This window comes from Kineococcus sp. R86509, assembly GCF_042466365.1.
In the GTDB taxonomy this organism is placed as follows: domain Bacteria; phylum Actinomycetota; class Actinomycetes; order Actinomycetales; family Kineococcaceae; genus Kineococcus.
The window spans coordinates 2,448,392-2,471,394 of the sequence record NZ_JAXHCE010000001.1 but is presented as its reverse complement, the minus strand read 5'-3'; the positions used below and the strand labels follow the sequence as shown (position 1 = coordinate 2,471,394).

At 71.9% G+C, this 23,003-nt stretch carries 23 protein-coding genes; 19 read left to right on the top strand and 4 right to left on the bottom strand.

The window, feature by feature from the left end:
* Positions 1-20 precede the first annotated feature (20 nt).
* The 12 genes from SJY07_RS12010 to SJY07_RS11955 all read left to right on the top strand — a co-directional run bounded on the left by SJY07_RS12010 (position 21) and on the right by SJY07_RS11955 (position 11,962).
* Entirely contained in the window at positions 21-1,313 is a 1,293-nt protein-coding gene (locus SJY07_RS12010) for an extracellular solute-binding protein (RefSeq protein ID WP_380159348.1), read from the top strand.
* Between the two features lie 9 nt (positions 1,314-1,322).
* Entirely contained in the window at positions 1,323-2,261 is a 939-nt protein-coding gene (locus SJY07_RS12005; RefSeq protein WP_380159346.1) for a carbohydrate ABC transporter permease, read from the top strand.
* Positions 2,262-2,266: 5 nt separating this feature from the next.
* Positions 2,267-3,130: a carbohydrate ABC transporter permease gene (locus SJY07_RS12000; RefSeq protein WP_380162286.1), complete on the top strand. Its 864-nt coding sequence runs from the start codon at positions 2,267-2,269 to the stop codon at positions 3,128-3,130.
* Between the two features lie 55 nt (positions 3,131-3,185).
* On the top strand, positions 3,186-4,322 hold the full coding sequence (locus SJY07_RS11995) for an SIS domain-containing protein (RefSeq protein WP_380159344.1): 1,137 nt from the start codon (positions 3,186-3,188) through the stop codon (positions 4,320-4,322).
* On the top strand, positions 4,319-5,275 hold the full coding sequence (locus tag SJY07_RS11990; RefSeq protein WP_328294025.1) for a BadF/BadG/BcrA/BcrD ATPase family protein: 957 nt from the start codon (positions 4,319-4,321) through the stop codon (positions 5,273-5,275). Before SJY07_RS11995 ends, SJY07_RS11990 begins: the two co-directional genes overlap by 4 nt.
* Complete coding sequence (locus tag SJY07_RS11985) at positions 5,272-6,180, top strand: 1-phosphofructokinase family hexose kinase (RefSeq protein WP_380159341.1); 909 nt, start codon at positions 5,272-5,274, stop codon at positions 6,178-6,180. Before SJY07_RS11990 ends, SJY07_RS11985 begins: the two co-directional genes overlap by 4 nt.
* Positions 6,177-7,019 (top strand): class II fructose-bisphosphate aldolase, encoded by an 843-nt coding sequence (locus tag SJY07_RS11980; RefSeq protein ID WP_328294027.1) that lies wholly within the window; start codon positions 6,177-6,179, stop codon positions 7,017-7,019. The genes SJY07_RS11985 and SJY07_RS11980 overlap by 4 nt, the downstream gene beginning before the upstream one ends.
* 53 nt (positions 7,020-7,072) lie before the next feature.
* Positions 7,073-7,585 carry a hypothetical protein gene (locus tag SJY07_RS11975; protein WP_380159339.1) on the top strand — a complete coding sequence of 171 codons (513 nt, stop codon included), beginning with the start codon at positions 7,073-7,075 and terminating at the stop codon, positions 7,583-7,585.
* Positions 7,582-8,742, top strand: coding sequence for an aminotransferase class V-fold PLP-dependent enzyme (locus SJY07_RS11970; RefSeq protein WP_380159337.1), 1,161 nt, complete (start codon positions 7,582-7,584; stop codon positions 8,740-8,742). Before SJY07_RS11975 ends, SJY07_RS11970 begins: the two co-directional genes overlap by 4 nt.
* Before the next feature lie 11 nt (positions 8,743-8,753).
* On the top strand, positions 8,754-10,016 hold the full coding sequence (locus SJY07_RS11965) for an FAD-dependent oxidoreductase (protein WP_380159335.1): 1,263 nt from the start codon (positions 8,754-8,756) through the stop codon (positions 10,014-10,016).
* 55 nt (positions 10,017-10,071) lie between these two features.
* Positions 10,072-11,055 (top strand): aldo/keto reductase, encoded by a 984-nt coding sequence (locus tag SJY07_RS11960; protein ID WP_380162284.1) that lies wholly within the window; start codon positions 10,072-10,074, stop codon positions 11,053-11,055.
* Positions 11,056-11,437: 382 nt separating this feature from the next.
* Positions 11,438-11,962 carry a hypothetical protein gene (locus SJY07_RS11955; protein WP_380159333.1) on the top strand — a complete coding sequence of 175 codons (525 nt, stop codon included), beginning with the start codon at positions 11,438-11,440 and terminating at the stop codon, positions 11,960-11,962.
* Here the strand turns inward: SJY07_RS11955 and SJY07_RS11950 are convergent.
* Together SJY07_RS11950 and SJY07_RS11945 are read right to left on the bottom strand one after the other, a co-directional pair.
* Positions 11,919-13,001, bottom strand: a complete 1,083-nt coding sequence (locus SJY07_RS11950; protein ID WP_380159331.1) for a DUF475 domain-containing protein — start codon at positions 12,999-13,001, stop codon at positions 11,919-11,921. The genes SJY07_RS11955 and SJY07_RS11950 overlap by 44 nt on opposite strands.
* Before the next feature lie 320 nt (positions 13,002-13,321).
* Entirely contained in the window at positions 13,322-14,611 is a 1,290-nt protein-coding gene (locus SJY07_RS11945) for an FAD-dependent monooxygenase (RefSeq protein ID WP_380159329.1), read from the bottom strand.
* 78 nt (positions 14,612-14,689) lie between these two features.
* Here SJY07_RS11945 and SJY07_RS11940 point away from each other — a divergent pair, with 78 nt between their 5' ends.
* Entirely contained in the window at positions 14,690-15,217 is a 528-nt protein-coding gene (locus SJY07_RS11940) for a MarR family transcriptional regulator (RefSeq protein WP_328294035.1), read from the top strand.
* 335 nt (positions 15,218-15,552) lie between these two features.
* Here SJY07_RS11940 and SJY07_RS11935 read toward each other — a convergent pair whose 3' ends face one another.
* Positions 15,553-16,071, bottom strand: a complete 519-nt coding sequence (locus SJY07_RS11935) for a GNAT family N-acetyltransferase (protein WP_380159327.1) — start codon at positions 16,069-16,071, stop codon at positions 15,553-15,555.
* Positions 16,072-16,438: 367 nt separating this feature from the next.
* On the opposite strand from SJY07_RS11935, the gene SJY07_RS11930 reads away from it, so the two are divergent.
* Together SJY07_RS11930 and SJY07_RS11925 are read left to right on the top strand one after the other, a co-directional pair.
* Positions 16,439-17,317: a CARDB domain-containing protein gene (locus SJY07_RS11930; protein ID WP_380159325.1), complete on the top strand. Its 879-nt coding sequence runs from the start codon at positions 16,439-16,441 to the stop codon at positions 17,315-17,317.
* Positions 17,318-17,732: 415 nt separating this feature from the next.
* Positions 17,733-18,743 (top strand): LGFP repeat-containing protein, encoded by a 1,011-nt coding sequence (locus SJY07_RS11925; protein WP_380159323.1) that lies wholly within the window; start codon positions 17,733-17,735, stop codon positions 18,741-18,743.
* Positions 18,744-18,882: 139 nt separating this feature from the next.
* Here the strand turns inward: SJY07_RS11925 and SJY07_RS11920 are convergent, their stop codons facing one another.
* Complete coding sequence (locus tag SJY07_RS11920; RefSeq protein WP_380159321.1) at positions 18,883-19,806, bottom strand: DNA-3-methyladenine glycosylase family protein; 924 nt, start codon at positions 19,804-19,806, stop codon at positions 18,883-18,885.
* A 445-nt stretch (positions 19,807-20,251) separates the two neighbouring features.
* Between SJY07_RS11920 and SJY07_RS11915 the strand changes: the two genes are divergently transcribed.
* From SJY07_RS11915 to SJY07_RS11900, 4 genes are all read left to right on the top strand, one after another.
* Entirely contained in the window at positions 20,252-21,166 is a 915-nt protein-coding gene (locus SJY07_RS11915) for an SDR family NAD(P)-dependent oxidoreductase (RefSeq protein ID WP_380159319.1), read from the top strand.
* 170 nt (positions 21,167-21,336) lie between these two features.
* On the top strand, positions 21,337-21,924 hold the full coding sequence (locus SJY07_RS11910; protein ID WP_380159317.1) for a YceI family protein: 588 nt from the start codon (positions 21,337-21,339) through the stop codon (positions 21,922-21,924).
* Position 21,925: 1 nt separating this feature from the next.
* Positions 21,926-22,633, top strand: coding sequence for a hypothetical protein (locus SJY07_RS11905; protein WP_380159315.1), 708 nt, complete (start codon positions 21,926-21,928; stop codon positions 22,631-22,633).
* 64 nt (positions 22,634-22,697) lie between these two features.
* Complete coding sequence (locus SJY07_RS11900; RefSeq protein WP_380159313.1) at positions 22,698-22,880, top strand: hypothetical protein; 183 nt, start codon at positions 22,698-22,700, stop codon at positions 22,878-22,880.
* The last annotated feature ends 123 nt before the right edge of the window (positions 22,881-23,003 follow it).

The window sequence follows — 23,003 nt, the reverse complement described above, 5'->3', positions numbered from 1 at the left end:
ACCCCCGAGAGGAGTTCCCGGTGCACGTCCCACGACTCGCCGCCGCCCTCACCCTCGTCGCGCTCGTCGCGACGGGGTGCGGGACGAAACCCGTCACCACGCTCGACCCCTCCGCCCAGGTCCACCTGACCATGTGGTCGGGGCAGAGCGACGAGGCCGAGCGGGTGCTGGAGCGCCTCGCCGCGGAGTTCGAGCAGCAGCACCCCAACGTCAGCATCGACGTCACGCCCGGGGCCTCCTCCACCGAGGAACTGCTGCAGAAGCTCGCCGCCTCGTTCGCGGGCAACGACTCCCCGGACATCTCCTACACGTTCGGGTCGTGGGCGAGCCAGCTGGAACGCTCGAACCGGACCCTCGACATCACCTCCGTGGTGCAGGGCCCCGGGGTGGACTGGGAGGACTTCACCTCGGCGGCGCGGGCGACGGCGCAGCCGACCGGCCACCGCACCATCGGGTTCCCCGCCGTCGTCGACAACATCGCCCTCCTCTACAACACGACCCTCTTCGACCGGGCCGGCGTCGCGTACCCCACGCCCGACTGGACCTGGCCGGACTTCCGGGCCGCGGCGAAGCAGCTCACGAACCCCGGCGACCACGTCTACGGGTACGGGTACTCCGTCTCGGGGAGCGAGGAGACGACGTGGCAGTTGTGGCCGCACCTGTGGCAGAACGGCGGCGAGATCCTGGACGCCACCGGGCAGGAGGCGGCCTTCGACTCCCGGGCCGGGATCGACGCCCTCACCTTCCTGCGCGGGATGGCCGTCGACGACCGGAGCGTCTACCTCGACCAGACGGACACCAAGTTCGCCCAGCTGTTCGAGAGCGACCGCATCGCCATGATCACCTCCGGTCCCTGGGAACTGTCGGCGCTCAAGACCGCCGGAACCTCCTACGGCGTCGTGCAGCTCCCGGGGACGGACGGCGACCACCAGACGGTCTCCGGCCCCGACCTGTGGACCCTGTTCGACAACGACGACGTCAACCGCGCCCACTGGGCGACGCAGTTCACCGAGTGGCTGACCTCGGCCGAGCAGGACGAGCAGTTCAACGTGGCTCTCGGCAACCTCCCGCTGCGGGCCAGTGAGGCCACCAGCGAGGCGTTCCTGACCGCCTCCGCCGAACTCCCCGGGCTCGACGTGATGCAGGCCAACGCCGCGAACGCGAAGAAGCCCCGCCCGACCGTCCCCGGCTACAACGGCCTCTCGGAGGCCGTCGGGAGCGCCACCGCCCACGTGCTGCAGGGCGAAGGGTCGCCGCAGGGCGCCCTCGCCGACGCCGCCACCGCCGCCGACAAGGCACTGCGCCAGAGCTGAGGACGTGACGTGACGACCGTTGACCTTCGAGAGTCGCAGCGCCGGGGGACCTCGGGAGCGGCTGCCCCCCGGCCCCGCCGTGCCGTGGGGGAGGCGCTGGCCGGGTGGGGTTTCGTCGCCCCGGCCCTGATCGTGGTCGGAGGGCTCACCCTCTTCCCGGGGATCTGGGCCCTCGTGCTGTCCTTCCGCACGTGGGACGGGTTCAGCCCGCCGAGGGGGGTGGGGATCCAGAACTACCGGGACCTCGCCGTCGACCCCGCGCTCGGCGGTGCCGCGCTGCACACCGCCCTCTACACGGTCCTCTTCGTGCCGGCGTCGGTCCTGCTGGGACTGTTCCTGGCCGTCGCGCTGAACCGTCGGATCCGGTTCATCGGCCTGTACCGCACCGCGGTGTTCGTGCCCTTCGTCGCCTCCGCCGCCGCGACGGGCATCCTCACGACCTACCTCTTCAGCCCGCAGTTCGGGCTGGTCAACAACGTCCTGCGCGTCCTGCACCTGCCCCAGCAGGGCTGGCTGGAGGACGGCCACCAGGCCATGGTGGTCATCACCATCATGTCGCTGTGGGGGCAGGCCGCCTTCACCACGGTCATCTACCTCGCGGCGCTGCAGGACATCCCCGGCGACACCATCGAGGCCGCCCGGATGGACGGCGCGAACTCCCGGCAGGTCTTCTGGTGCGTCGTGTGGCCGCAACTCGGGGCGGTGACGTCGTTCGTCGCGGTCTACCAGACCCTGGAGGCCGTCCAGCTGTTCGACCTCGTCTACGCCACCACGCGCGGCGGGCCGCTCGACGCCACCCAGACGATCGTCTACTACGTCTGGCACCTCGCGTTCCAGCGGCTGCAGTTCGGCTACGGCTCGGCCGTCGCCTATGCGTTGTTCTTCGCCACCCTGGTCGTGACGATCGTCGTCACCATCACCCAGCGCCGCGCCGGGAGGAACCCGTGACGACCGTGACTCCGTCCGCGACCTCGACGTCCACGTCGACCGTGCCCCGTCGCCGCGGGTTGCCGTTCAGCCCGTGGCACCTGCTGCTGGTGCCGGTCTCGTTCCTCTTCCTCCTGCCGTTCCTCGAGATGTTCCTCACCTCCCTGGAACCGGCCTCGGAGATCAACGAGTTCCCGCCCGCGTTCGTCCCGACGCACTTCACCCTCAGCGGGTACACCCGGCTGTTCGCCGACTCCTCGATCCTGCGGTGGCTGCTGAACACGGCCGTCGTGTCCGCGTCGGCGATCGTCTCGCACCTGGTGCTCTGCTCGCTGGCCGGCTACGGGTTCGCCCGACTGCGCTTCCCGGGCCGGACGTTCGGGTTCCTGGCGATCCTCGCGACCATCATGGTCCCCTCGCAGCTGCTCATGATCCCGACCTACGTCATGTTCGCCCGGCTCGGCCTCGTCGACCACCTCGGGGCCGCGATCGTCCCCTGGCTGGCCTCGGCGTTCGGCATCTTCCTCATGCGCCAGTTCTTCCTGTCGCTGCCGAGCGAGCTGGAGGAGGCGGGCAGGATCGACGGGTGCTCCCGCCTGCAGGTGTTCTTCCGGATCGTGCTGCCGCTCGCCCGGCCCGCGCTGGCGACGTTGGCGATCTTCACCCTGCTCGGCTCCTGGAACGACCTCGTGTGGCCCCTGGTGGCCATCAACGACGAGCACGACTTCACGCTGCAGCTGGGGCTGACGAACTTCCAGGGCGCCCGCCGGACCGACTGGTCGCTGCTCATGGCCGGCAACGTCGTCGCCACCCTCCCGCTCATGCTGCTCTTCCTCCTGGCCCAGCGGCAGTTCGTCGCGACCATGGCCTCGGCCGGGCTGAAAGGCTGAGCTCCGTGCGCACCGAAGCGAGCACCACCCGCACCACCGACCGGAGGTACCTCCCGTGAACACCGACGTCGCCGCTCCCACGAGCGGATCCGCGACCCACCACGAGATCCGGCAGCAGCCGGGCGCGTGGCGCGACCTGGTCACCCTGCTCGCCGGGCACCGGGACGCCCTCGACGACTTCCTCACCCCGGTCCTGGCGCAGGAGAACCTACGCATCGTCCTCACCGGCGCGGGGACCTCCGCCTTCGCCGGTGACATCGCGAGCGCGTCGCTGCGCCGCCACCTGGGCCGCCGGGTCGACGCCCTCGCCACGACCGACCTCGTCGCCGACCCCTTCGGCCTGCTCGCGGAGGGCGGCCCCGTCCTGCTGGTGTCCTTCGCGCGGTCCGGGAACAGCCCCGAGAGCGTCGCGGCGACCCGGATCGTGGACGACCTCGCCCCGCGGGCGCACCACCTCGTCATCACCTGCGACGCCGAGGGGGCACTGGCCCGGGAGCACCGCGGTGCGGCGAACTCGTTCGTGCTGGTGATGCCGGAGCAGACCAACGACACCGGCTTCGCCATGACGTCGAGCTTCTCCACGATGCTGCTCGCCGCGCTCCTGGTGTTCCGGCCCGACCAGGCCCGCCACGTCGAGGCCCTGAGCGCCGCCGCGTCGTCCTTGATCGGGCGCAGCGGACAGGTCGAGGCCCTGCTGGACGCCGACCCCGAACGCGTCGTGTACCTCGGCTCGGGTCCGCTGCAGGGGCTGGCTCAGGAGTCCGCGCTGAAGCTGCTCGAACTGACGGCGGGGGCAGTGGCGGGTTTCCACGACTCCCCGCTCGGGTTCCGCCACGGCCCGAAGTCGGTGGTCGACGACCGCACCCTCGTCGTCGTGTACGCCTCCGCCGACCCCTACACCGCCCACTACGACGCCGACATCGTCACCGAACTCCGTCGTGACCGCCCCGCGCAGGTCGTGCACGTCGGCGGGCCGGACGGTTCTGCGCTGGACCTCGCCCTCCCGCAGCTCGACGGTCTCGACGACGGGTTGCGCAGCGTCGCCCTCGTCGCCTTCGCGCAGCTGCTCGCGCTGGGCGCGTCCGTCCGTCGCGGCTGCACCCCCGACAACCCCTTCCCGGGTGGCACCGTCAACCGGGTCGTCCAGGGGGTCTCGATCCACGACCTCCCGGGCCGGAGCGAGCAGCCGTGACGTACTTCCTCGGCATGGACGGGGGCGGGACGAAGACCGCCTTCGTCCTGCTCGACGGGAACGGGACGGTCGTCGCGGAGGACCGGCAACCCTCCAGCTACTACTTCGGGAGCGAGAGCGGGATCGACCTCGTCGAGCAGGTCCTGCGCGCCGGGGTCGGCGCCGTCGTCGCGGCGGCCGGGATCCGTGTCGAGGACCTCACCTTCGCGTTCCTGGCGATCCCCGGCTACGGCGAGGCCAGCGCCGACGTCGCCCACCTGGACGCGATGCCCGCCCGGGTCCTGGGGCACGACCGCTACCTCTGCGGCAACGACATGCTCAGCGGCTGGGCGGGTTCCCTCGCCGGCCGGGACGGCATCAACGTCGTCGCCGGTACCGGATCGGTGGCCTACGGCGAACGGGGTCACCGCGCCCACCGGACCGGCGGCTGGAGCGAACTCTTCGGCGACGAGGGGTCCGCGTACTGGGTGGCCGTCCAGGGACTGAACGCGTTCTCCCGCATGGCCGACGGCCGTGAACCCCGGACGGCGTTGCACGGCGCGGTCCGGGAGGCGCTGGAGGTCCGGGACGACGGCGACGACCTCGACGTCATCGGTGTCGTCGTGGACCGCTGGCAGGGCGACCGCAGCCGGATCGCGGGCCTCGCCCGCGTCGTCACCGCGACGGCCGCCGCGGGCGACGCCCGGGCCCTGGGGATCGTGCGCGCCGCGGCCGCGGAACTGGCCGCCCTGGTGACGACGACGGCGACCGCCCTGGGCCACGGTTCGCAGGACGAGGTGGCGGTGTCCTGGTCCGGGGGACTGTTCAACGCCCCCGTGGTGCGGTCGGAGTTCGAGGAGGCTTTGCAGCACAGCCCGTTCCGGCTGGAGCTCGTGACGCCGCAGCACGGTCCGGAACTCGGTGGTGCCCTCTACGCCGTCCGGGCGGCCCGGGCCCGCGGGGTGGTCGTGTGATCGTCGTCCTCACCCCCAACCCGGCGGTCGACGTGACGTACCGCGTCGCGGAACAGCGGGTCGGAACCACCCAGCGGGTGCTGGAGGTCTCCCGTCGCCCCGGGGGCAAGGGCGTCAACGTGGCCCGCGTCCTGGGCGGCGAGGGGGTTCCCGCCCGGTGCGTGCTGCCCCTGGGCGGGGCGGCCGGGACGTGGGTGCAGGAGGCGCTGCGCGACCTGGGGCTGGAACCCACGACCGTTCCCCTGGCCGGTGAGACCCGCACGACGGTGACCGTCGTCGACGACGTGGCCCACCCGACGATGTTCGGCGAACCCGGCCCCGCGGTGACCCCCGCGGAGTGGGCCGCCGTGCGGGACGCCCTCGCCGGGGCGTTGCGCGGGGCGGCGGCCTTCGTCGTCGCGGGGTCGCTCCCGCTCGGCAGCGACCCCGGCCTGGTCGGCGACTGGGTGCGCACGGCCCGCGACGCCGGGGTCCTGACCGTCGCCGACCTGTCCGGTCCGGCCCTGCTGGCGGCCGCCGACGCCGGGGCCTCCGTCTGCAAGCCCAACGTCGAGGAACTCCTCGGCGCGACCGGTGCCGGTTCCGAGGCGGAGGGCGCCGCGGACCTGCTGGCCCGGGGGGCCGGTGCGGTGGTGGTCTCCCGCGGGGTCCACGGGATCGCCGCCCACACCCGCGACGGGGTGTGCGAGGTTCCCGCCGTCCCGGGCGTCAGCGGGAACGCCACCGGCGCCGGGGACGCCGCGACGGCCGGTCTCGTCCTCGCCCTCACCGGCGGTTCCCCGCTGCCCGACGCCCTGCGCCGGGCCGCCGTGTTCGGCGCCGCCGCCGTCCTGCGTCCGGTCGCAGGTGAGATCGACCGGGCCGCCGCCGCCCGTTTCCTCGACACCACCGGGAGTCCCGCATGAGCACTCGTCCCCCCTTCGTGGAACTCCTCGACGCCGCCCGTGCGGCCGGTCGTGGGGTCGGGGCCTTCAACGTCGTCCTGCTCGAGCACGCCGAGGCCATGGCCGCCGGTGCCGCGCGCGCCGGTCTGCCGGTCGTGCTGCAGATCAGCGAGAACTGCATCACGTACCACGGTGGTCTGGAACCCCTCACCGTCGCCACCCAGGCCATCGCCCGCGCCGTCGACGTCGAGGTCCTGGTGCACCTGGACCACGTGGAGGACCCGGAGCTGGCCCGGCGCGGCATCGACCTCGGCGTCGACTCGATCATGTACGACGGGTCGAAACTGCCTTACGCGGAGAACGTCGCCGCGACCCGGGCCCTGGCCGAGGAGGCCCACGCCGTGGGGATCGCGCTGGAGGCCGAACTCGGCGAGGTCGGCGGCAAGGACGGCGTCCACGCCCCGGGTGCGCGCACCGACCCCGACGAGGCCGCGGAGTTCGTCGCCGCCACGGGGGTCGACGCCCTGGCGGTGGCCGTGGGGACGTCGCACGCGATGCAGACCCGCGTCGCCCGCGTCGACCGCGACCTCATCGCCCGGCTCGCCGCGAGCGTCCCCGTCCCCCTGGTGCTGCACGGCTCGTCGGGGTTGTCCGACGAGGAACTCCGCGCCGCCGTCGAGGTCGGCATGACGAAGGTCAACATCTCGACGCACCTCAACGGGGTGTTCACCCGCGCCGTGCGCGCTGTGCTGGCCGACCGGCCCGACCTCACCGACCCGCGGAAGTACGTCGCCGCGGGCCGCGCCGCGCTGGAGGACGAGACCGAGCGTCTGCTGCGGCTGCTCGCGGGGACCGCGTGACGACCTCCCGGGAAACCGGGCGGCGCACGCTGGTCCTCCGCTAGCGTCACGCCATGACGACCCTGGACACGTCGGCGCCGAGCTCCCGGAACGCTGACGCGCGCGTGGCCGCGGCCTGGGTCCTGGCCCTCTGCGGGATTCTGCTGGCGGTGTTGTGCGGGTGGCGCCTCGCCGGGGTCGCGGGGCAGGTGTACGAACTGCACTGGTTGCGGGAGAACGGGACCCGGTTCACCGGCGTGGTCGTCGAAGAGGGCCTGACGCGTCCAGACGGCAGCATGACCTCCTACGGGGTGCAAGCCCCCGGCGGACGGACGCAGGTCCAGGGGGAGCAGTTCTTCGTCGACGCGACCTGGAGCCCGACCCCCGTCACGGCGAAGGGCCAGCGCGTCGACGTCGCCGTGGATCCGCGCGATCGTTCCCTCCTCGGACTGCCGGCCGACTCCCTGCACCACGGATGGGTTCTGGAGGGGCTCCGGGCGGGGTTGCCGTCCGGTCTGGCGGCCGCGGCGTTCCTCGGCGGGGCCGTCCTCGTGGTGCGGCGGTGGACTGGTTCACTGCTGGGGTGACCCTCGCGTTCTCCCTCGACCCGACCCTGCGCCACCTGAACCACGGTTCCTTCGGCGCGGTCCCGACGCTCGCCCTGGAACGGCAGGCGGCCTACCGCGCGGAGATGGAGGGCGCGCCGGTCCGGTTCTTCGTCGGTGTTCCGGAACGCATCGCGGCGGCCCGGGAACGCGTGGCCCCCTACCTCGGGGTGTCCGCGGACGACCTCGCGTTCGTGCCGAACGCCAGCGCCGGGGCGAGCGTGGTCTTCAGCTCGCTCCCGGTGGAGCAGGGGTGCGAGGTCGTCGTCACCGACCACGGGTACGGCGCGGTGACGATGGGCGCGCGTCGGCTCGTTCGGCGCTGGGGCGGGCGGATCCGCACCGCGCACGTCCCGCTCGGTGCCGGTCCGGAGGAGGCGGCCGCGGCCGTCGCCGCAGAACTCTCGGACCGGACGGCCCTCGTCGTGCTCGACCACATCACCTCCCCGACGGCGCGGTTCCTGCCCGTCGACCTCATCAGCGCCGCCGCCCACGAACGCGGGATCCCCGTCCTCGTCGACGGTGCCCACGTCCCGCTGCAACTCGCCGAACCCCTCGCGGGCGTCGACTGCGACTTCTGGGTCGGCAACCTGCACAAGTTCGGGTGCGCCCCGCGGGGTTCCGGCGTCCTCGTCGCCCGCGGTGACCTCCGCCGGGAACTGAACCCGCTCATCGACTCCTGGGGAGCCGAGCAGGAGTTCCCCGCCAGCTTCGACCAGCAGGGAACCCTCGACTTCACGAGCTGGCTCGCGGCCCCGGACGCCCTCGACGCCGTCGAGGCGGAGATCGGCTGGGCCGCGCTCCGGGTGCGGGTCGCCGCACTGGCCCGGTACGGCGTGGACGTCGTCGCCGACGCGTTCGCGGCGCTGACGGGGGAGGACCACCACGTCGAGGTCGGGATGCCGGCCGGTCCGCTGCGGCTGGTGAGACTGCCCGGCCGGCTGGGGCTGGGGGAGGGGGGCGGCAACGCCGTGCGGGACCGCGCACTGGCCGAACTGGGCGTCGAGGCCGCGTTCACCGCGTTCGGCGACCAGGGTTTCGTCCGGCTCTCGGCCCACGCCTACAACACCCCCGACGACTACGACGACTTCGCCCGCCGCTGCGTCCCCGCACTGGTCGAGTGGTCCCGCACGGCGTAGCTTCCCGCTCCGTGCCGGAACCCGTGCAGTTGCTCGCCTCCGCCGTCTCCCGGTGGGGGGAGGACGAGTGGTCCCGCGGTGCGTGGAGCCTCATCGGCGTGGACGGGACGCCCGCGGACCGGACCACCGTGGGTTCTCCCGTCGGGACGCGGCTGCGGATCGCGGGGGAGGGGACCCACCCCACCCGGGCCGGGATGACCCACGGCGCGCACGAACAGGGCGTGCAGGCGGGGGAGTGGGCCGCGGCGCGCGGACACCGGCGGGTCGTCGTGGTGGGCGCCGGGATCGCCGGTCTCGCCGCGGCGCAGGAACTCCGCGGACGCGGGGTGGACGTGCAGGTGTGGGAAGCGCGCGACCGCGTGGGGGGCCGGGCCGTCGGGGTGGAGGTCGGCGGGTCCACCTTCGACCTGGGGGCCAACTGGTTGCAGCAGTTCGACGAGAACGTCCTGGCGCGCACGGTCGAGGCACTGGGGTTGCGGACAGTGGCGACCGACTTCACCGATCCGCTCGTCCTCGGGTCGCCCACGGGCGGGGTGCCCCGTCCGGAGGGCCTGACGCGCGGGCTCCGGGAGCGGCTCGCCGTCGCGGCGCCGGGAACCTCGATCGGGCAGGTCGTCGAGGAGTGGTTGCGGGACCCGCGGCCGTGGACCGCGGAGGTCGTCCGCCGGTTCGTGGACGCCGAGGTCGTCATGGACACCGGGGTTCCGTTGTCCTCCCTGAGTGCGCGGCACGGGTTCGAGGCCGGCGTCGGCGAAGGGGACCGGTGGATCGTCGGCAGTTACCGCCGCCTGCTCGACCACCTCGCCGAGGGGGTCGACGTCCGGCTGCGGCGGCCGGTGCGCCGGGTGGAGGTCCGCGACGACGGGGTGCTGGTGGCCGGCGCCGACGAAGAGGTGCACGACGGTGAGGTGCACGCCGACGCGGTGATCGTCACGGTGCCGTTCGCGGTCCTCGCGGCCGGCGCCGTCGAGTTCGTCCCGCCGCTGCCGGGCGGGCACCGGGACGCGCTGGCGCGGTTGCCCACCGGACGGGTGGAGAAGGTGGTGCTGCGCCTCGACCGGCGCTTCTGGCCCGAGCACGCGGCCGGCTACTACCGCGTCCACGGGCCGGGGGCCGGGTCCGTCAGCGAGTGGCTCGACGCCGCGGAGGCGGACGGGCGGCCCACCCTCGTCGGGTTGTTCGCGGGGCCGTGGGTCGAGGAGCTGTGGGCGGGGGAGGACGAGGCCGTCGCGCGAGCAGCCCTGGGCGTGGTCACCGCAGCCCTCGGCCTCTGAGCCGTTCCAGGGAGTGCTCGGCGTCCTCCGCTCGTAGTCTCACGCTGTGCAGACGATGGGATTGACCAGGGTGTTGGGCAGGACCGGCCGCAGGGTCGGGGCGATCGGGATGGGTTGCTGGCAGATCGGCGGGAGCTGGGGCGACGTCGCCGAGGACGCGGCGCTGGAGACGCTGCAGGCCGCGGCGGACGCCGGCGTGACCTTCTTCGACACCGCCGACGTCTACGGGGACGGGCGCAGCGAGAAGCTGCTCGGCCGCTTCCTGCCGACGGCACCCGAGGGCGTGTTCGTCGCCACGAAGATGGGCCGGCGGGCCGACCCGCACGACGCCTCCGCCTACACGCTGGACGCCTTCCGGGCCTGGAACGACCGCAGCCGCGAGAACCTCGGTGTCGACACCCTCGACCTCGTCCAGCTGCACTGCCCGCCGCCGCCCGTCCTCACGACCGACGCGGTCTACGAGGCGCTGGACACCCTCGTGGCCGAGGGCCGCACCCGCGCCTACGGCGTCTCCGTCGAGACCGTCGCCGAGGGTCTCGACGCGGTCGCCCGCCCCAACGTGGCGAGCGTGCAGATCATCCTCAACCCGTTGCGGCTCAAGCCCGTCACCGAGTTCCTGCCCGCCGCGGCCGAGGCCGGCGTGGGCGTCGTCGTCCGGGTGCCGCTGGCCTCGGGCCTGCTGACGGGCAAGATCGACGAGAACTCGACCTTCGCCGCCGACGACCACCGCACCTTCAACCGCAACGGCGAGGCCTTCGACGTCGGGGAGACCTTCGCCGGGGTCCCGCTCGGGGCCGGCGTCCAGGCGGCCAAGCGGCTGGCCGGGGTCGCCGGGGACGTCCCCCTCGCCGCCTTCACGCTGCGCTGGATCGTCGAGCAGCCCGGGGTCAGCGTCGTCATCCCCGGTGCCCGCAACCCCGAGCAGGCCCGCGCGAACGCCGCGGCGGCCGACGTCGCGGCGCCCACCACCGCCCAGCTCGACGCCGTCCAGGAGGTCTACCGCGACCTCGTCGCCGAGCACGTGCACGACCGCTGGTGAAGCGCCCGGAAACTTCTCCGGCAGATCTGTAACGCCCGAACGGGTGACGCCGATAAGGCCCCTGAGTCCGGGGGGAGCGGGGCTCGGAGGCCGGGGGGCCTGCGAGCGACGTCTGGTCTCAGGGGGGAAACGCGGTGTCGCGTCTGGTGGTCGGGGGGCTGACCACCAGACGCCGCGCCTGCGGGGAGGGGTCGCCGGCGGCCCGTCCCTCGCCTGCAGCGAGCCACGTCGTCCGTCCGCCACCACCGCGTCCGCTGTGGTGGCGTTCGTCGTCCGGGCGTGACCCACGCCCCGAGGACGACGACCGGGTCGTGGGTCAGCGTGGTGTGCACGGCGGGGAGGCCCGTCGGGGGCCGCGGACTCATCGCCCTAGGCTGCCGCGATGGCCAGCTTCCGGCACCGTCGCGACGGTGGGCTCGACGTCGTCCGCGCCCGGCACCGCACCTCGGCGTTCGTCTACGGCAACATCACGGTGCTCGGGGCGCTCGTCGCCGTGGACTCCCGTGCCGTCGAGACCGGGCACGCGGCGATCGCCGTCGCCGCGACCGCGGTCGCGACGTTCATCGCGCACATCGCCGCGGACCTCGTCTCCGAACGCGTCCGACCCGACCACCTCCCGGGGAAGCCGAGGGAGGAGCTCGCCGAGGAGTTGCGGGACGCCACCCCGATCGCGACGTCGGGGGTGGTCCCCGTCCTCCTGGTGCTGCTGGGGACACTCGAGATCCTCCCGGCCCAGCCGGCGCTGTGGATCGGCATCGCCTTCGTCGTGCTGCGGTTGGCGATCACGGGGGTGGTGACGGAGCGCCTCAGCGGTCGCGACCCCTCCGCCACAGCGCTGTGGGGCGGGATCGTCCTCGCGGCGGTCAGCGCCGGGGTCGCCGTGGCGAAGGCACTGCTGACCCACTGACCGTGCGACCGCGGCGCCGGTTGTGGACCAGCGAGGTGAGCAGCGAGGTCCCGATGACGACCGCGCCGAACCAGCCGGCGAGCAGTCCCGGGATGGGCGCGACCAGCGAGACCCACAGCAGCACACCGAGGACGCCCAGCACGTAGGCGGCCCCGGCGGGGAGGTGCTCGTAGCGCTTCAGCGCCTCCCCGGAGTCGAGGCGGCGCGTAAGCCGCACGAGGAACACCGCCCCGATGCTGACCCCGGCGACGGCGATCACGAGCCGCTCCCAGGCCGGGAGCCCCGTGCCGGTGTCGCTGAAGGAGTACGTGCCGTCCAGGATCTCCAGCAGCAGGAACACCGCGAGCGCGCGCTCGACGACGACGGCCGCCGCGTGCGTCCACACGTGCCGCGCCCCGGCCTTCACCAGGGCGTACCCGGCGACCCCGAGAGCGCCGGCGACGGCCACCGTCGTGCGGTTCCCCGGCGGGGCCCAGGCGATCGCGCCGCCGGCCAGGACGGCTGCGGTGCAGAACTGCACGAGTCGAGGGCGGGCCAGGCGGAAGAACGGCCGCTCCAGCGGCGCGATCCACAACGGCCGGTCCTTGCGCTCGCAGTTGAACAGGTACTCGGTGAACACCATCCACAGGAACACCCCGCCGAAGGCGGCGAGCCCCGGACGGACACCGGCGAGGTCGGCGGCGTAGTGCGACGGGTCCGCGACCATCGCCGTCGTCATCTCCGCCACGTCCTCGCCCCCGGCCGTCGCCACCGCCACCGGGGGGACGAACAACCGCATGACGACGACGCCGACGAACAGCCCGGCGGTCAGGAACACCTGACGCATCCTCGGGTGCAGCCGGCCGGCGACCCCGGCCATCGGTACCGCGTTGTCGACGCTGAGGGCGACCTCGTACGCGGCGAGCGTCACGAGGGCCGCGGCGGCGTGGGGTCCCTCGAGAACCCAGGCGGCGGCTCCGCCGAGGAGCGCGAGGGCCACGGGCAGGCCGATGACGTCGCGCCGGCGCAGGGGGGTGGTCGTGCTCAGGGTGGAGCTCACGGGTCTCCCGGGATCTCGCGGGGCGGGGTCTCGGACGGTCCAACCGTCGCACGTCCGGGTGCGGGTCCGCGAGTGCACGGGTGCCGTCGGAGGGTGAAGATCCAGCGGAGGGAGGGTGACCCGGCGCTCCAAAGGGTGGGTCGGCCGAGCGGAGCTTCCCCACACCGTCCGGCCGACCCGAGATCATCTTCGCACAGGTGTTCGAACGATGCACGCCCTTCCTGGCCGCGGCAGTGTCGTGCCGCAGGACACCGCTGGTGCCTCCAGTCGCCTCGCCGGCGACCCGTCCCGCCTCCGCCCCCGCTCCACGGTCACGGACGTCACGACGCCCGGGTGGTCGCTGATCGGTACTCCGGTAGTTCGACGGTGTCCGAGGTGGAGGCGAGCAGAGCGCGTTCGCCCGCTCTGCGCAGCAAGGGGGTGGCGGCCAGGCGGTGGGCCCCGTGCAGGAGAACCAGACCCCAGCGGCTCTTCGGGGAGGCCAGCGCCGGGATCCCCGGCCTCACCCGCTGGGTCTTGTCCACGTAGGAGCGGAGCCGCTGCTCGTAGGCGGCGAGAGCTCGTTCGGGCTCCATCGAAGCTCCCCGGGACAGTGCCCGGTCACGCTCGAGCGCCAGCTCACCAGCCAGCACGTGAGCGGCCAGCAGGGCCAGGCTAGTACCCATGCCCGTCGGCCCGCCCCACGCGGTGTCCCCGAGCAGGACCACCCGTCCACGCGACCAGCGCGGAGTGCGCACCTGCTCGGCACGTTCGAGGTAGAACTCCTCCGGAGCGGCGGCGAACCCGTCGAGGACGCGCTGCGTCTGCCAGCCCACGTCGGCGAACCGCTCGCGCAGCACCGTGAGCTGAGCCTCGACGCCGAGGCGGTGGAGGCCCATCGGTGGCGCCATGAAGGCCAGCGTCGCGCGCGTGGTCCCGACGTCGTCGGGGCGCAGGGAGACGATGCGACCACCGGGAGCCGTCAGCCACCGCCACCACTGGTCGTCGTCGCCGCTGGGCTGGATCCGGCCGTAGCCGACGTACTGGCCCCGGTCGGTGCAGGTGACCTCGCTCCGCCCGCCGTCGGTGAAGACGAGGTCGCGGGTCGCCGAGCGTTTGCCTTCCGCGACGACGAGCAGGTCGTAGTGCTCCCGTGATCCGCGGGAGGTGACGACGTCGACGCCCCCGCCGGGAGCGTCGTGCTCGACGTGGACGAGGTGTTCGCCGTAGCGGTGTTCGACGTCCCCGCCGGTGGCTTCCAGGAGCAGCTGCGAGAGCCGGCCGCGCAGGATCTCCAGTTCCGCGGTGGGCCCGTCCCCGGCACGGTCGGCCCCGGGGCGGTGGGGGTGATCGCGGACGGGGAAGGAGGCGTAGGCCGAGCCGTCGGGTCGCAGGAACCGCGTGCCGACCTCTCCGGTCCCCGCGGCGGCCACCGCCTCGTACAACCCCGTCCGGCGCAGCACCTCCCGCGCCGGACCGCGAACGTCGACGTTCTGGCCGGCGGTGCGGGGTCGTGGTGCTCGTTCCAGCAGGGTCGGCGCGAAGCCGGACCGCCACAGCTCGTGGGCCACCGCGGGCCCGGCGATGCTGCCTCCGGTCACCAGCACTCGGGTCTGGACGTCCGTTCCCATCGCCATCATCTCCTTGATTGCTTGACCATCAAGTACCTTCACGCTAAAGGTACTGCACGGCGGAGTAACCTCGGGGACATGGCGCGCGCGAACGACCGGGCGGACACCCTGTTCGCGCCGGGGCGACGTGCGCGGGTGCTGCAGTTGCTGCGCGCCTACACCGACACCCACGTCGAGCTGACCCGTCACCTGGCGCGGGCACTCGGGGTCCACGGCAGCGACGCGGTGGCCGTGGCGGAGGTGCTGTGGGCAGAGGCCAGTGGGACGCCCTTGACGCCGGCGCGGTTGGCGGAGCGCATCGGGCTCACCTCCGGTGCCACCGCCAGCCTGCTCAACCGCCTCGAGGACGCGGGGATGGTGGTCCGCAACCGTGAGGACACCGACCGGCGGATCATCAGGCTCCGTCTGACCCCGGCCGCCCGTGCTGCGACCACCGCCTTCTTCGAGAGCACCGGGCACGCGCTGGACGACGTGCTGGACGACTACGACGACGCCGCCCTGCAGCAGGTGGAACGTCTCCTGACCGGAGTGGTCGCGGCGACCGAGGCTCACAACGAGCGGCTGCGCGCAACCGGCTCAGGCGTCGGCGAACGCCGCAGTTCCTGAGGTGCGGGCCCGGTCCACCGGTCGTCCCGCGGTGTGCGCGCTGCCCGACCGGACCAGGACGGCAAGGAGATCACCGGTGAACCACACACCGACCCCCCGCGCACACCCCCGCCTCCGCTGGTGCGGCCCGGTCATCCTGGCTTCCTCGTCGCCGGCGACGAGGAACGCGTCCTCATCGACTGGACCGACGCCTCAGGGGTTCTGCAGTACCACGGTCACCTCGACGCCGACTGGCTGGAGGTCGTCTCCGAGCAGCAGCACCGGCGAGCCGGCGCGCGACGTCAAGCCTCCGACCGGCCCGGCTTCCCCCTCGAGGACGAGGGGTTCCTGGCGTCTCAGCTGACTGCAGCGAACAGCAAACTGTCCTCGCGCCGCCCGCGGATGATCAGGTGGCTGCGCATCAGCGCCTCCTGCTGCATGCCGATCTTGCGCAGCACACCGGCTGAGGCCGCGTTGCCCGGCCGGCACGTCGCCTCCACCCGCGCCAGACCCAGCCTCGTCTGCGCGAACTCCAGCACCACGGCCGCCGCTTCGGTGGCGTACCCGTGACTCCACGCCGTCCGCGCCAAGGCGTACCCCATCTCGCCACGGCGGTGTTCGGCGCTGCTCACCGTCACCGAACACGCACCCACGACGGCGCCGGCGACCGTGACCGCCCAGGTGAAGGAGGACCGGTCCTCCTGTCCACCGGCGGTGACCATCTCCTCCAGGAAGGTGCGGGTCTGCTCCACGGTGTTCGGCCCCCAGGACACGTGACGGCACACCTCCGGATCAGCTGCGTAGGCGTGCACCGCCTCGAAGTCCTCCGCGGTGAAGGCGCGCAGCACCAACCGCTCCGTCGTCAGCTCAGGCACCGGCCCAGCCTACGAAGACACCACCACGAACGCACGGTCGTCCCGCGAGACGCGGCGATCTTCAGCAGCACGGTGACGTTGCGGTCCTGCTGTCGTCCGGAGGGCCTGGTGTTGTCCGGAAAACCTGCGGGCGGTGTGGACTCCGCCGCTGAACTGTCGTCGCGGGTCGATTCCGTGAAGATCACTCACCGGGAGCAGACCGGGGCTACGTTGTCCCGTGGTCACGCGCTCGCGGGATCCGAGAACCGTTGGGGGACACCACGTGAACGACCAGTTCCAGTCTGCCGTCACACCGCCGGAACCGTCTCGGCGCGGACGAGGACGCGACCGCGTCACCGTGGCGGTGAGGACGAGGAAGAAAGCGGCGGTGGCGGCGGTGGGGGCCGCGCTCGTGGCCGCCGTGGCCCTCCCCACGACCGCTGATGCCGCGACCACCGGACCCGACCTGGTCGTCACCTCCACCCAGTGGGCTCCGGTGCAGGCGGTGGCGGGACAGCAGGTCCGCTTCACCGCGACCATCACGAACAAGGGCAAGTCCCCGACCCCGGACGGTGTCATCAGCGGAGTGGCCTTCGCCGTCGACGGCAAGCTGCAGACGTGGTCCGACACCACGACCTCCGCCATCCAGCCTGGACAGTCGGTCAAGGTCACCGCCAACAGCGGACCGACCGCCTCCCCCACCTGGCAGGCCACCGCCGGCCGGCACACCCTGCGGGCCTTCGTCGACGACGCGGCCCGCATCGAGGAGACCCGGGAGGACAACAACACCCGAAGCGTCACCTTCGAGGTCGCGGCGGGGTTGAGCGTGCAGACCTCCGCCGGGGGTTTCCTGGTGCAGATGGCGAAGTCGCCCGGTCCCACGCTGTTGACGACGAGCGTCACCGGCGACGCCTACGCCGGTTGCTTCGCCGCTGACGGGTCCTTGACGGAGGGCAGCGAACGGTTCGTGACGACCTTCACCGTCGGTCGCGACGTGCCGAACTACGGCGGCAAGTTCTTCGACGGGATGAGCTCGGTCGCAGCGGGCGTGACGCGGCAGCAGGTCGGCGTCGACTTCTCCCGGATGATCTACGCCAACCAGATCCAGTACCCCTGGGTGCTGGGCTGCGCCGCCGGCACCACGCCGGGGTGGACGGGTTTCCACGCCGGTTCGGTGACGGTGACGCGCTGGCCCGGGGAACTGGGGACGTCGGGGCCGAAACTGGCGCAGGTGACGAAACCCTTGGACACGATCCTGGCGATCTGAGCCGGCTCGGGGGACACAGGGCCACCAGCAACTCAGTCCGCCCGGAGCAGCCCATCCGGGAAGTGTCGTGACGTCGTCGCCGTCCGCTCGCACGATGAGCGGACGGCGGCGCGATCCACCCTGCTGGACGAAACGCACGAGTGGGCGACACCGCTCGCGGTCAGCAGGAGCGTGCGGGGTGGGGACGCAACTCATCAGCGAGTGACTCGCTGAGTGGTGGGGGTTCGAACCCCCGTGCGCGGCGGCGGCAGAGCGGCGGTCGAGGTGATGCATCCCCGAGACGCCGAACCCCGCTGCACGGGATGCTCGGGGCGGTGGCTCTCGCTCGTGTCTCACCTCAACCTGGTAGGGAGGGCTCGTGTGATGAGAAACCCGGACGGTGATGACGAACGAGCGGGTGCGAAGGAGTGACGACATGCAGACGACAACGCCGCGCACGGCAGTGACCGCAGCCCTGGCGGCGGTGGTGGTGGCCGCTGCTGCGTTCGGGTGCGGAACGGGAACTGCGCACGCCACGACCTACCCAGGACCGCAGGGCCCCCGCGATGTCCACGGGGCGATCGAGCAGGAGTGGCTGCACCTGCGCGCCGACCCGGGCGCCTTCCAACCCGGTCCACCACTGACCGATGAGCTTCGCACCCCCATCAAGACCGGGGCCTTCAACCACTTCGAGCGCGCCTCGATCTACTGGAGCCCCACCACCGGCGCGCACGAGGTGCACGGCGACTTCCGCACCTGGTGGGCCTCGCTGGGCTGGGAGAACAGCTACCTGGGGTTCCCCCTGACCGGGGAGCTGCCGGCGGTCGGTGGGGTCTGTCAACGCTTCCAGGGTGGGCAGGCGTACTGGTCAGCTGAGACCGGTGCCCACGCCGTGCACGGCGACTTCTTCTCCTACTACGCCAGTCAGGGCTGGGAGCGATCCTGGCTGGGCTACCCCCTCACCGAGGAGTACCCCGTCACCGAGGAGGGCGGGCTCAGCGGTGAGGTGGCGCAGGACTTCCAGGGCGGGACGTTGCTCTGGAGTCCGAGCACGGGGGTCATCGCCCCACCGTTGAGGGTGGATCTGAGCGTCAGTTCCGAGGTGCGTGCCGGGGAGGCGGTCGTGTCGCAGTTCACGGTCACCAACACCGGTCGCGAGACGATCAGTGGTGCGGTGCTGGACGCGGTCGCCCTCGCCTCCGGTGAGGGCGACCTGCGGGGTTTCGACGACTACCCACCGGAGTGCGACTACGCCGGGCTCAGTCACCGCTACTGCCAGCTCGGGGTGCTGGGCGCAGGCCAGCAGCGCACCTTCCGCATGGTGACCTCGACCACCGCCGCGGATGCCGGCTTGGTCTTGTCTGTCCTGGGCAGCGTCGAGGAGCGCGGAGACGATGAGCACACGTTTCTCAGCAACCACGTGAACCGAGGGGTCGCCCTGCACTGAGGTGCCGGCCCACCGGAGAACGGCATCCGGTGCCGCACGGTCATGACGACGTCCGCGACCCGGTGCTCGGTGCAGGAGGCCGACGGCGCCTCGGTGCACGCGCCGACCCGGCTGTCGGCCGCGCTGCAGGCGGCCGAGTTCAGCGTGACCCTCCGCGGGCGGCGGCTGCGAGGGTGACCCTGGCCCCGCGGGCGATCTCGCCGGTGCTGGCCTCGCGGTCGACGCGGAGCAGCACGGCGACCCAGGTCCGGTACGGGGCCCAGGCGCGGGCCACGGAGGCCAGCTCCTCGACGTCGGCTCCGGGCAGGTCGTACAGCTGGCGCATCGAGTCGTGCAGGCGCCCCTCGCTGGTCGGGAACCGGTCCGGGTGGCCCGCACCCCGCACGACCACGAGCTCGGCGGAGAAGGGGCCGATCCCCGCCAGCAGGCTGACGTCGGCGACCGCCTCCTCCGCAGACATCGCGCGCAACCGGGCGCCGTCGAGCCGCCCGTCGAGGGCGGCCTCGGCGAGGCCGCGCAGCCGTTCCCGCTTCACGTCTGGCAGCGGGAGTTCCCCGGCCACCTCGCGCAGCACCGCGGCGGACGGGAACGCCGCCACCGGATGGCCGGCGACCTCGGCGGCCTCCCCCCAACGGGCCCGGATGCCCGCGACGACCCCGGCGGCCTGGCTGATCCGCGACCGCTGCGTGATCACGGCCCAGCAGGCCGCCTCGTAGGGCGAGTAGAAACCGACCGGTCGCAGTCCGGGGTAGGAGGCGAGAAGCCGACCGACGACGGGGTCCCGGTCGGCGACGGCGGGGAAGCCGGTGCCGTCCACGTCCAGGGACAGGACGCGAGCCAGGTGGTCGGCGAACCCCGGCGGCTCGGCCCCCACGACCTCGGCGTGGACCACACCGTCGCCAGACTGGGTGAGCGCGACACCGGTCGTCGCGCCGCGGCCGTCGGGCGCGAACGCCAACCGGAGCGGGCCGTCCTCGACCGTCCGGCCCGCGGGGGCGAAACCGTCCAGGAAGCGCCTGCCGGCGGCGAGCGAGAACGGTCCGCGGGGGGTCAGGTTCAGCACGGTGACAGGTCTACCCCACCTCTACGACATCCCGGCCCGGCCGACCACTCCTCAACGAGTCAGATCACCGGTCCTGCCGCCCGTCCAGACGCCGGCGTTGCCCGCTCAGGCGGGGTCGACGTCGACGATTCACCATTGCCCAGAACGGTCTCGAGATCGCCATCCCAATCCTCAGGTCCTGTCTGTGGCAATCCTCACAGGAGACTTCCCTTGCCCGATTCCGTCAGTTCTGGGCAACCGAGCGCATCTCGAACTCACTGGAACGAACAGGTCTCGAGCGGGTTATGCTCAGATCGTTCGCCTCATGGTGAAGTGGTCGCTCGACACGAGCGGTCCGGGGCTGGAAACCCACGCCCCTGACTCGTGTTCTCGTCTCCTCGTGCGCCATCGGCGAGGTGCTCGCTCTCGCGAACCAGGGTCTGTCCCCCTCCTGGAGAGAACCACCATGACCGAGGCGAAGTTGCCCACAGCCACGCCCCCCACATCAGGCACCCCCGCAGCAGCTCGCGCGACGGTCGACGCGCAGGAATCCGCCGACGAAGAGACCACCACCGTGGTGGAGACCAGCCCTCGACCACGCTCGTTGTTCGACAAGACGATGATCGTGACCGGGGGCGGACGTGGTCTCGGCGCCGCCATCAGCACAGCCCTCGTAGCTGCCGGGGCTTCCGTGGTCATCACCGGCCGCGACGAGACGTCGCTGCAAACCCACGCCGATCGACTGGGGCCCTCCTGCACCTACCTGGTGGGTGACCTGACCGAAGCGGACGCCGCGGCTGTCCTGGTTCGTGAAGTGCTGCAGCGACATGGCCGCATCGACGGCCTGGTCAACAACGCCGGGATCGCACCGTTCCAACCCGTGCAGCACCTGCAGGCGTCCACGATCGATCACGTCCTGGCCTTGGACGTACGTGCTCCACTGCTCCTGATCGCGGCAGCTGCACCGTACCTGCAGCCAGGCGCCAGCATCGTCAACATCTCCTCCGCGATGGCGGCCGTGGGCCAGCCGACGACCAGTCTGTACGCCGCGGCCAAGGGTGCGCTGGATGCCGCCACCCGAGCCCTGGCGGCAGAGCTGGGACCTCAGGGTGTGCGGGTCAACGCGATCCGCCCCGGGCTGACGCGCACTGATGCCACTGCCTTCGCCTACGACGACCAGGCCGGTATGGATCGCTTTCTCCGCACCATCCCCCTCGAGCGGGCCGCGACCAGCGAAGAGGCCGCCGCGCTGGTGCTGTTCCTGCTCAGTGACGCGGCTTCGTTCATCACCGCTCAGATCATCGCGGTCGACGGTGGCTACACGGCCACGGACCTCTCGGTGCTGGGAGCACACGGGCTCTTCAGCTCCGCGGTCTCCTGAGTACCCCCAGCGCAGGCAACAGATGGCCTGAAACGACGCTCACCGCGTGAAGCGCCCTCGCTCGACGGTGAGTCCTCGAGACGAACCCGAGGAACAACCTCGGAGAGACGTCGCCCGTGAAGCACCCAACCTGTTCTCGACAATCGAACTGGACCTGGAGACCGAGACCCATGGCACAAGCATCCGGCAAGTACGTGACGGGGACCTGGATCATCGATCCACAGCACAGCACGGTGAAGTTCTCGATCCGCCACTTGATCACCAAGAAGGTGCCAGGTGTCTTCACCGAGTTCGACGGCCGGATCGTGACCCGTCCCGACGTCACCAGGTCCTCCGTCCAGGCGAGCATCCAGGTGCGCTCGATGAACACCTTCGACACCCGGCGTGATGACGGAACCCGCTCCAAGGACCCGTTCGACGCCGAGAACCATCCAGCGATCACGTACACCTCGACCGCCATCACACCGAGCAACGACGACGTTCGAATCCACGGCTCCCTCACCATGCGCGGCGTCACCCGCCCCGTCGTGCTGGAGGTGACACAGATCCGGTTCGAGCGCGACGCCGAAGGACGCCAGGACGTCCGGTTCCGTGCGACGGGGCAGGTGAATCGTCAGGACTTCGGAGTCCGCTTCGGCGTTCCCCTCGATCGACAGGGGGTCTTGGCGGGCAACCGGGTCGACATCGAGCTCGGAGTCACCGCTCGCCTGCTCGACGACCAGGACGACGAGCTCGGCTCAAGAGCCGGAGGTCACTGACATGGACGACGTCAACTTCGTCGAGTTTCCCTTCCTCGTCGTGGTGAAGGCAGACGCCGACCCACACGATGCAACCGACCCACGCGGTGCAGGGAACAGGTGGACTGGCCTCGTGACGTCCACCGAGGCGCTCGCACGGCCGCGACCAGGGTACGGCGGCGGGATCTGGCTGGCGCAGGGCCAGGTGCTCGGTCCGCCCCCAGCCCCTGACACCGAACTCCTCATGGGGTTCTTCTTCTGGCGCAGCAGCAGCGACGCCGAAGCGCTCGCCGTGGAGCTGAGTCGGACGCAACCCGGTGACGAGTTCGTCGACGACCTCGTCGTCGACGAAGGGATCTACCAGTTCGCCGCCTCGATGACTGCGAGTCCGGACGACGTGACCGGACTCGACCCATCGAGCGCTCGGTCCGACCCGGCGAACGAGATCATCCGGCTGACACCCGACAGCGGTAGACAAGGGTGGGTCGGCGAGTACAACGAGAGCGAAACGCGCGACCACACCAGGCATCTCGACGGATTCGTCTCGGCGAGCTTCTTCCGCGACCTCCGCAGCGAGCGAATCGTCGAGCACGTGCAGTGGCGCTCAGCCGCTGACTTGACCGCGGCGTTCGACGACGCACGCTTCGCCGAGCACCTGAGCGTGAACAGTCACTACTCCACCGGGGAGGCTGTCCTCTTCGGAGAACGACTGGCCGACGACACCGTGTGATCGTCACCGCTCGCGTGGCGTCCGTGCTTCACGGGGCAAACCCGTCTCGCTCATACCAGGGACCGTGACCGCGACGACCGAGGCGAGGGTCCAGGGACTGCGCCTGGAACTCACCGGCGGAGCGATCGTCCTGCTGCCCACCCGTGATGAGCCCGAGGGGCCAGAGATCGCCATGCTCTTCGGCTTCGAGGACAAGGGTTGGATGTGTCGGCGGCGCGGCGAGGAAACCTTCGAGCACCTCACTTGATCTTCCGTCTCACCACGAGCTGCGTTCCTTCGGCGTACTCACGACTTCACGGTCATCCCGCGATCTGCGCGCTCATGGCGCCGATCGCGTGACGTCAAACGAAGATCGCGAATGGACGTGTCG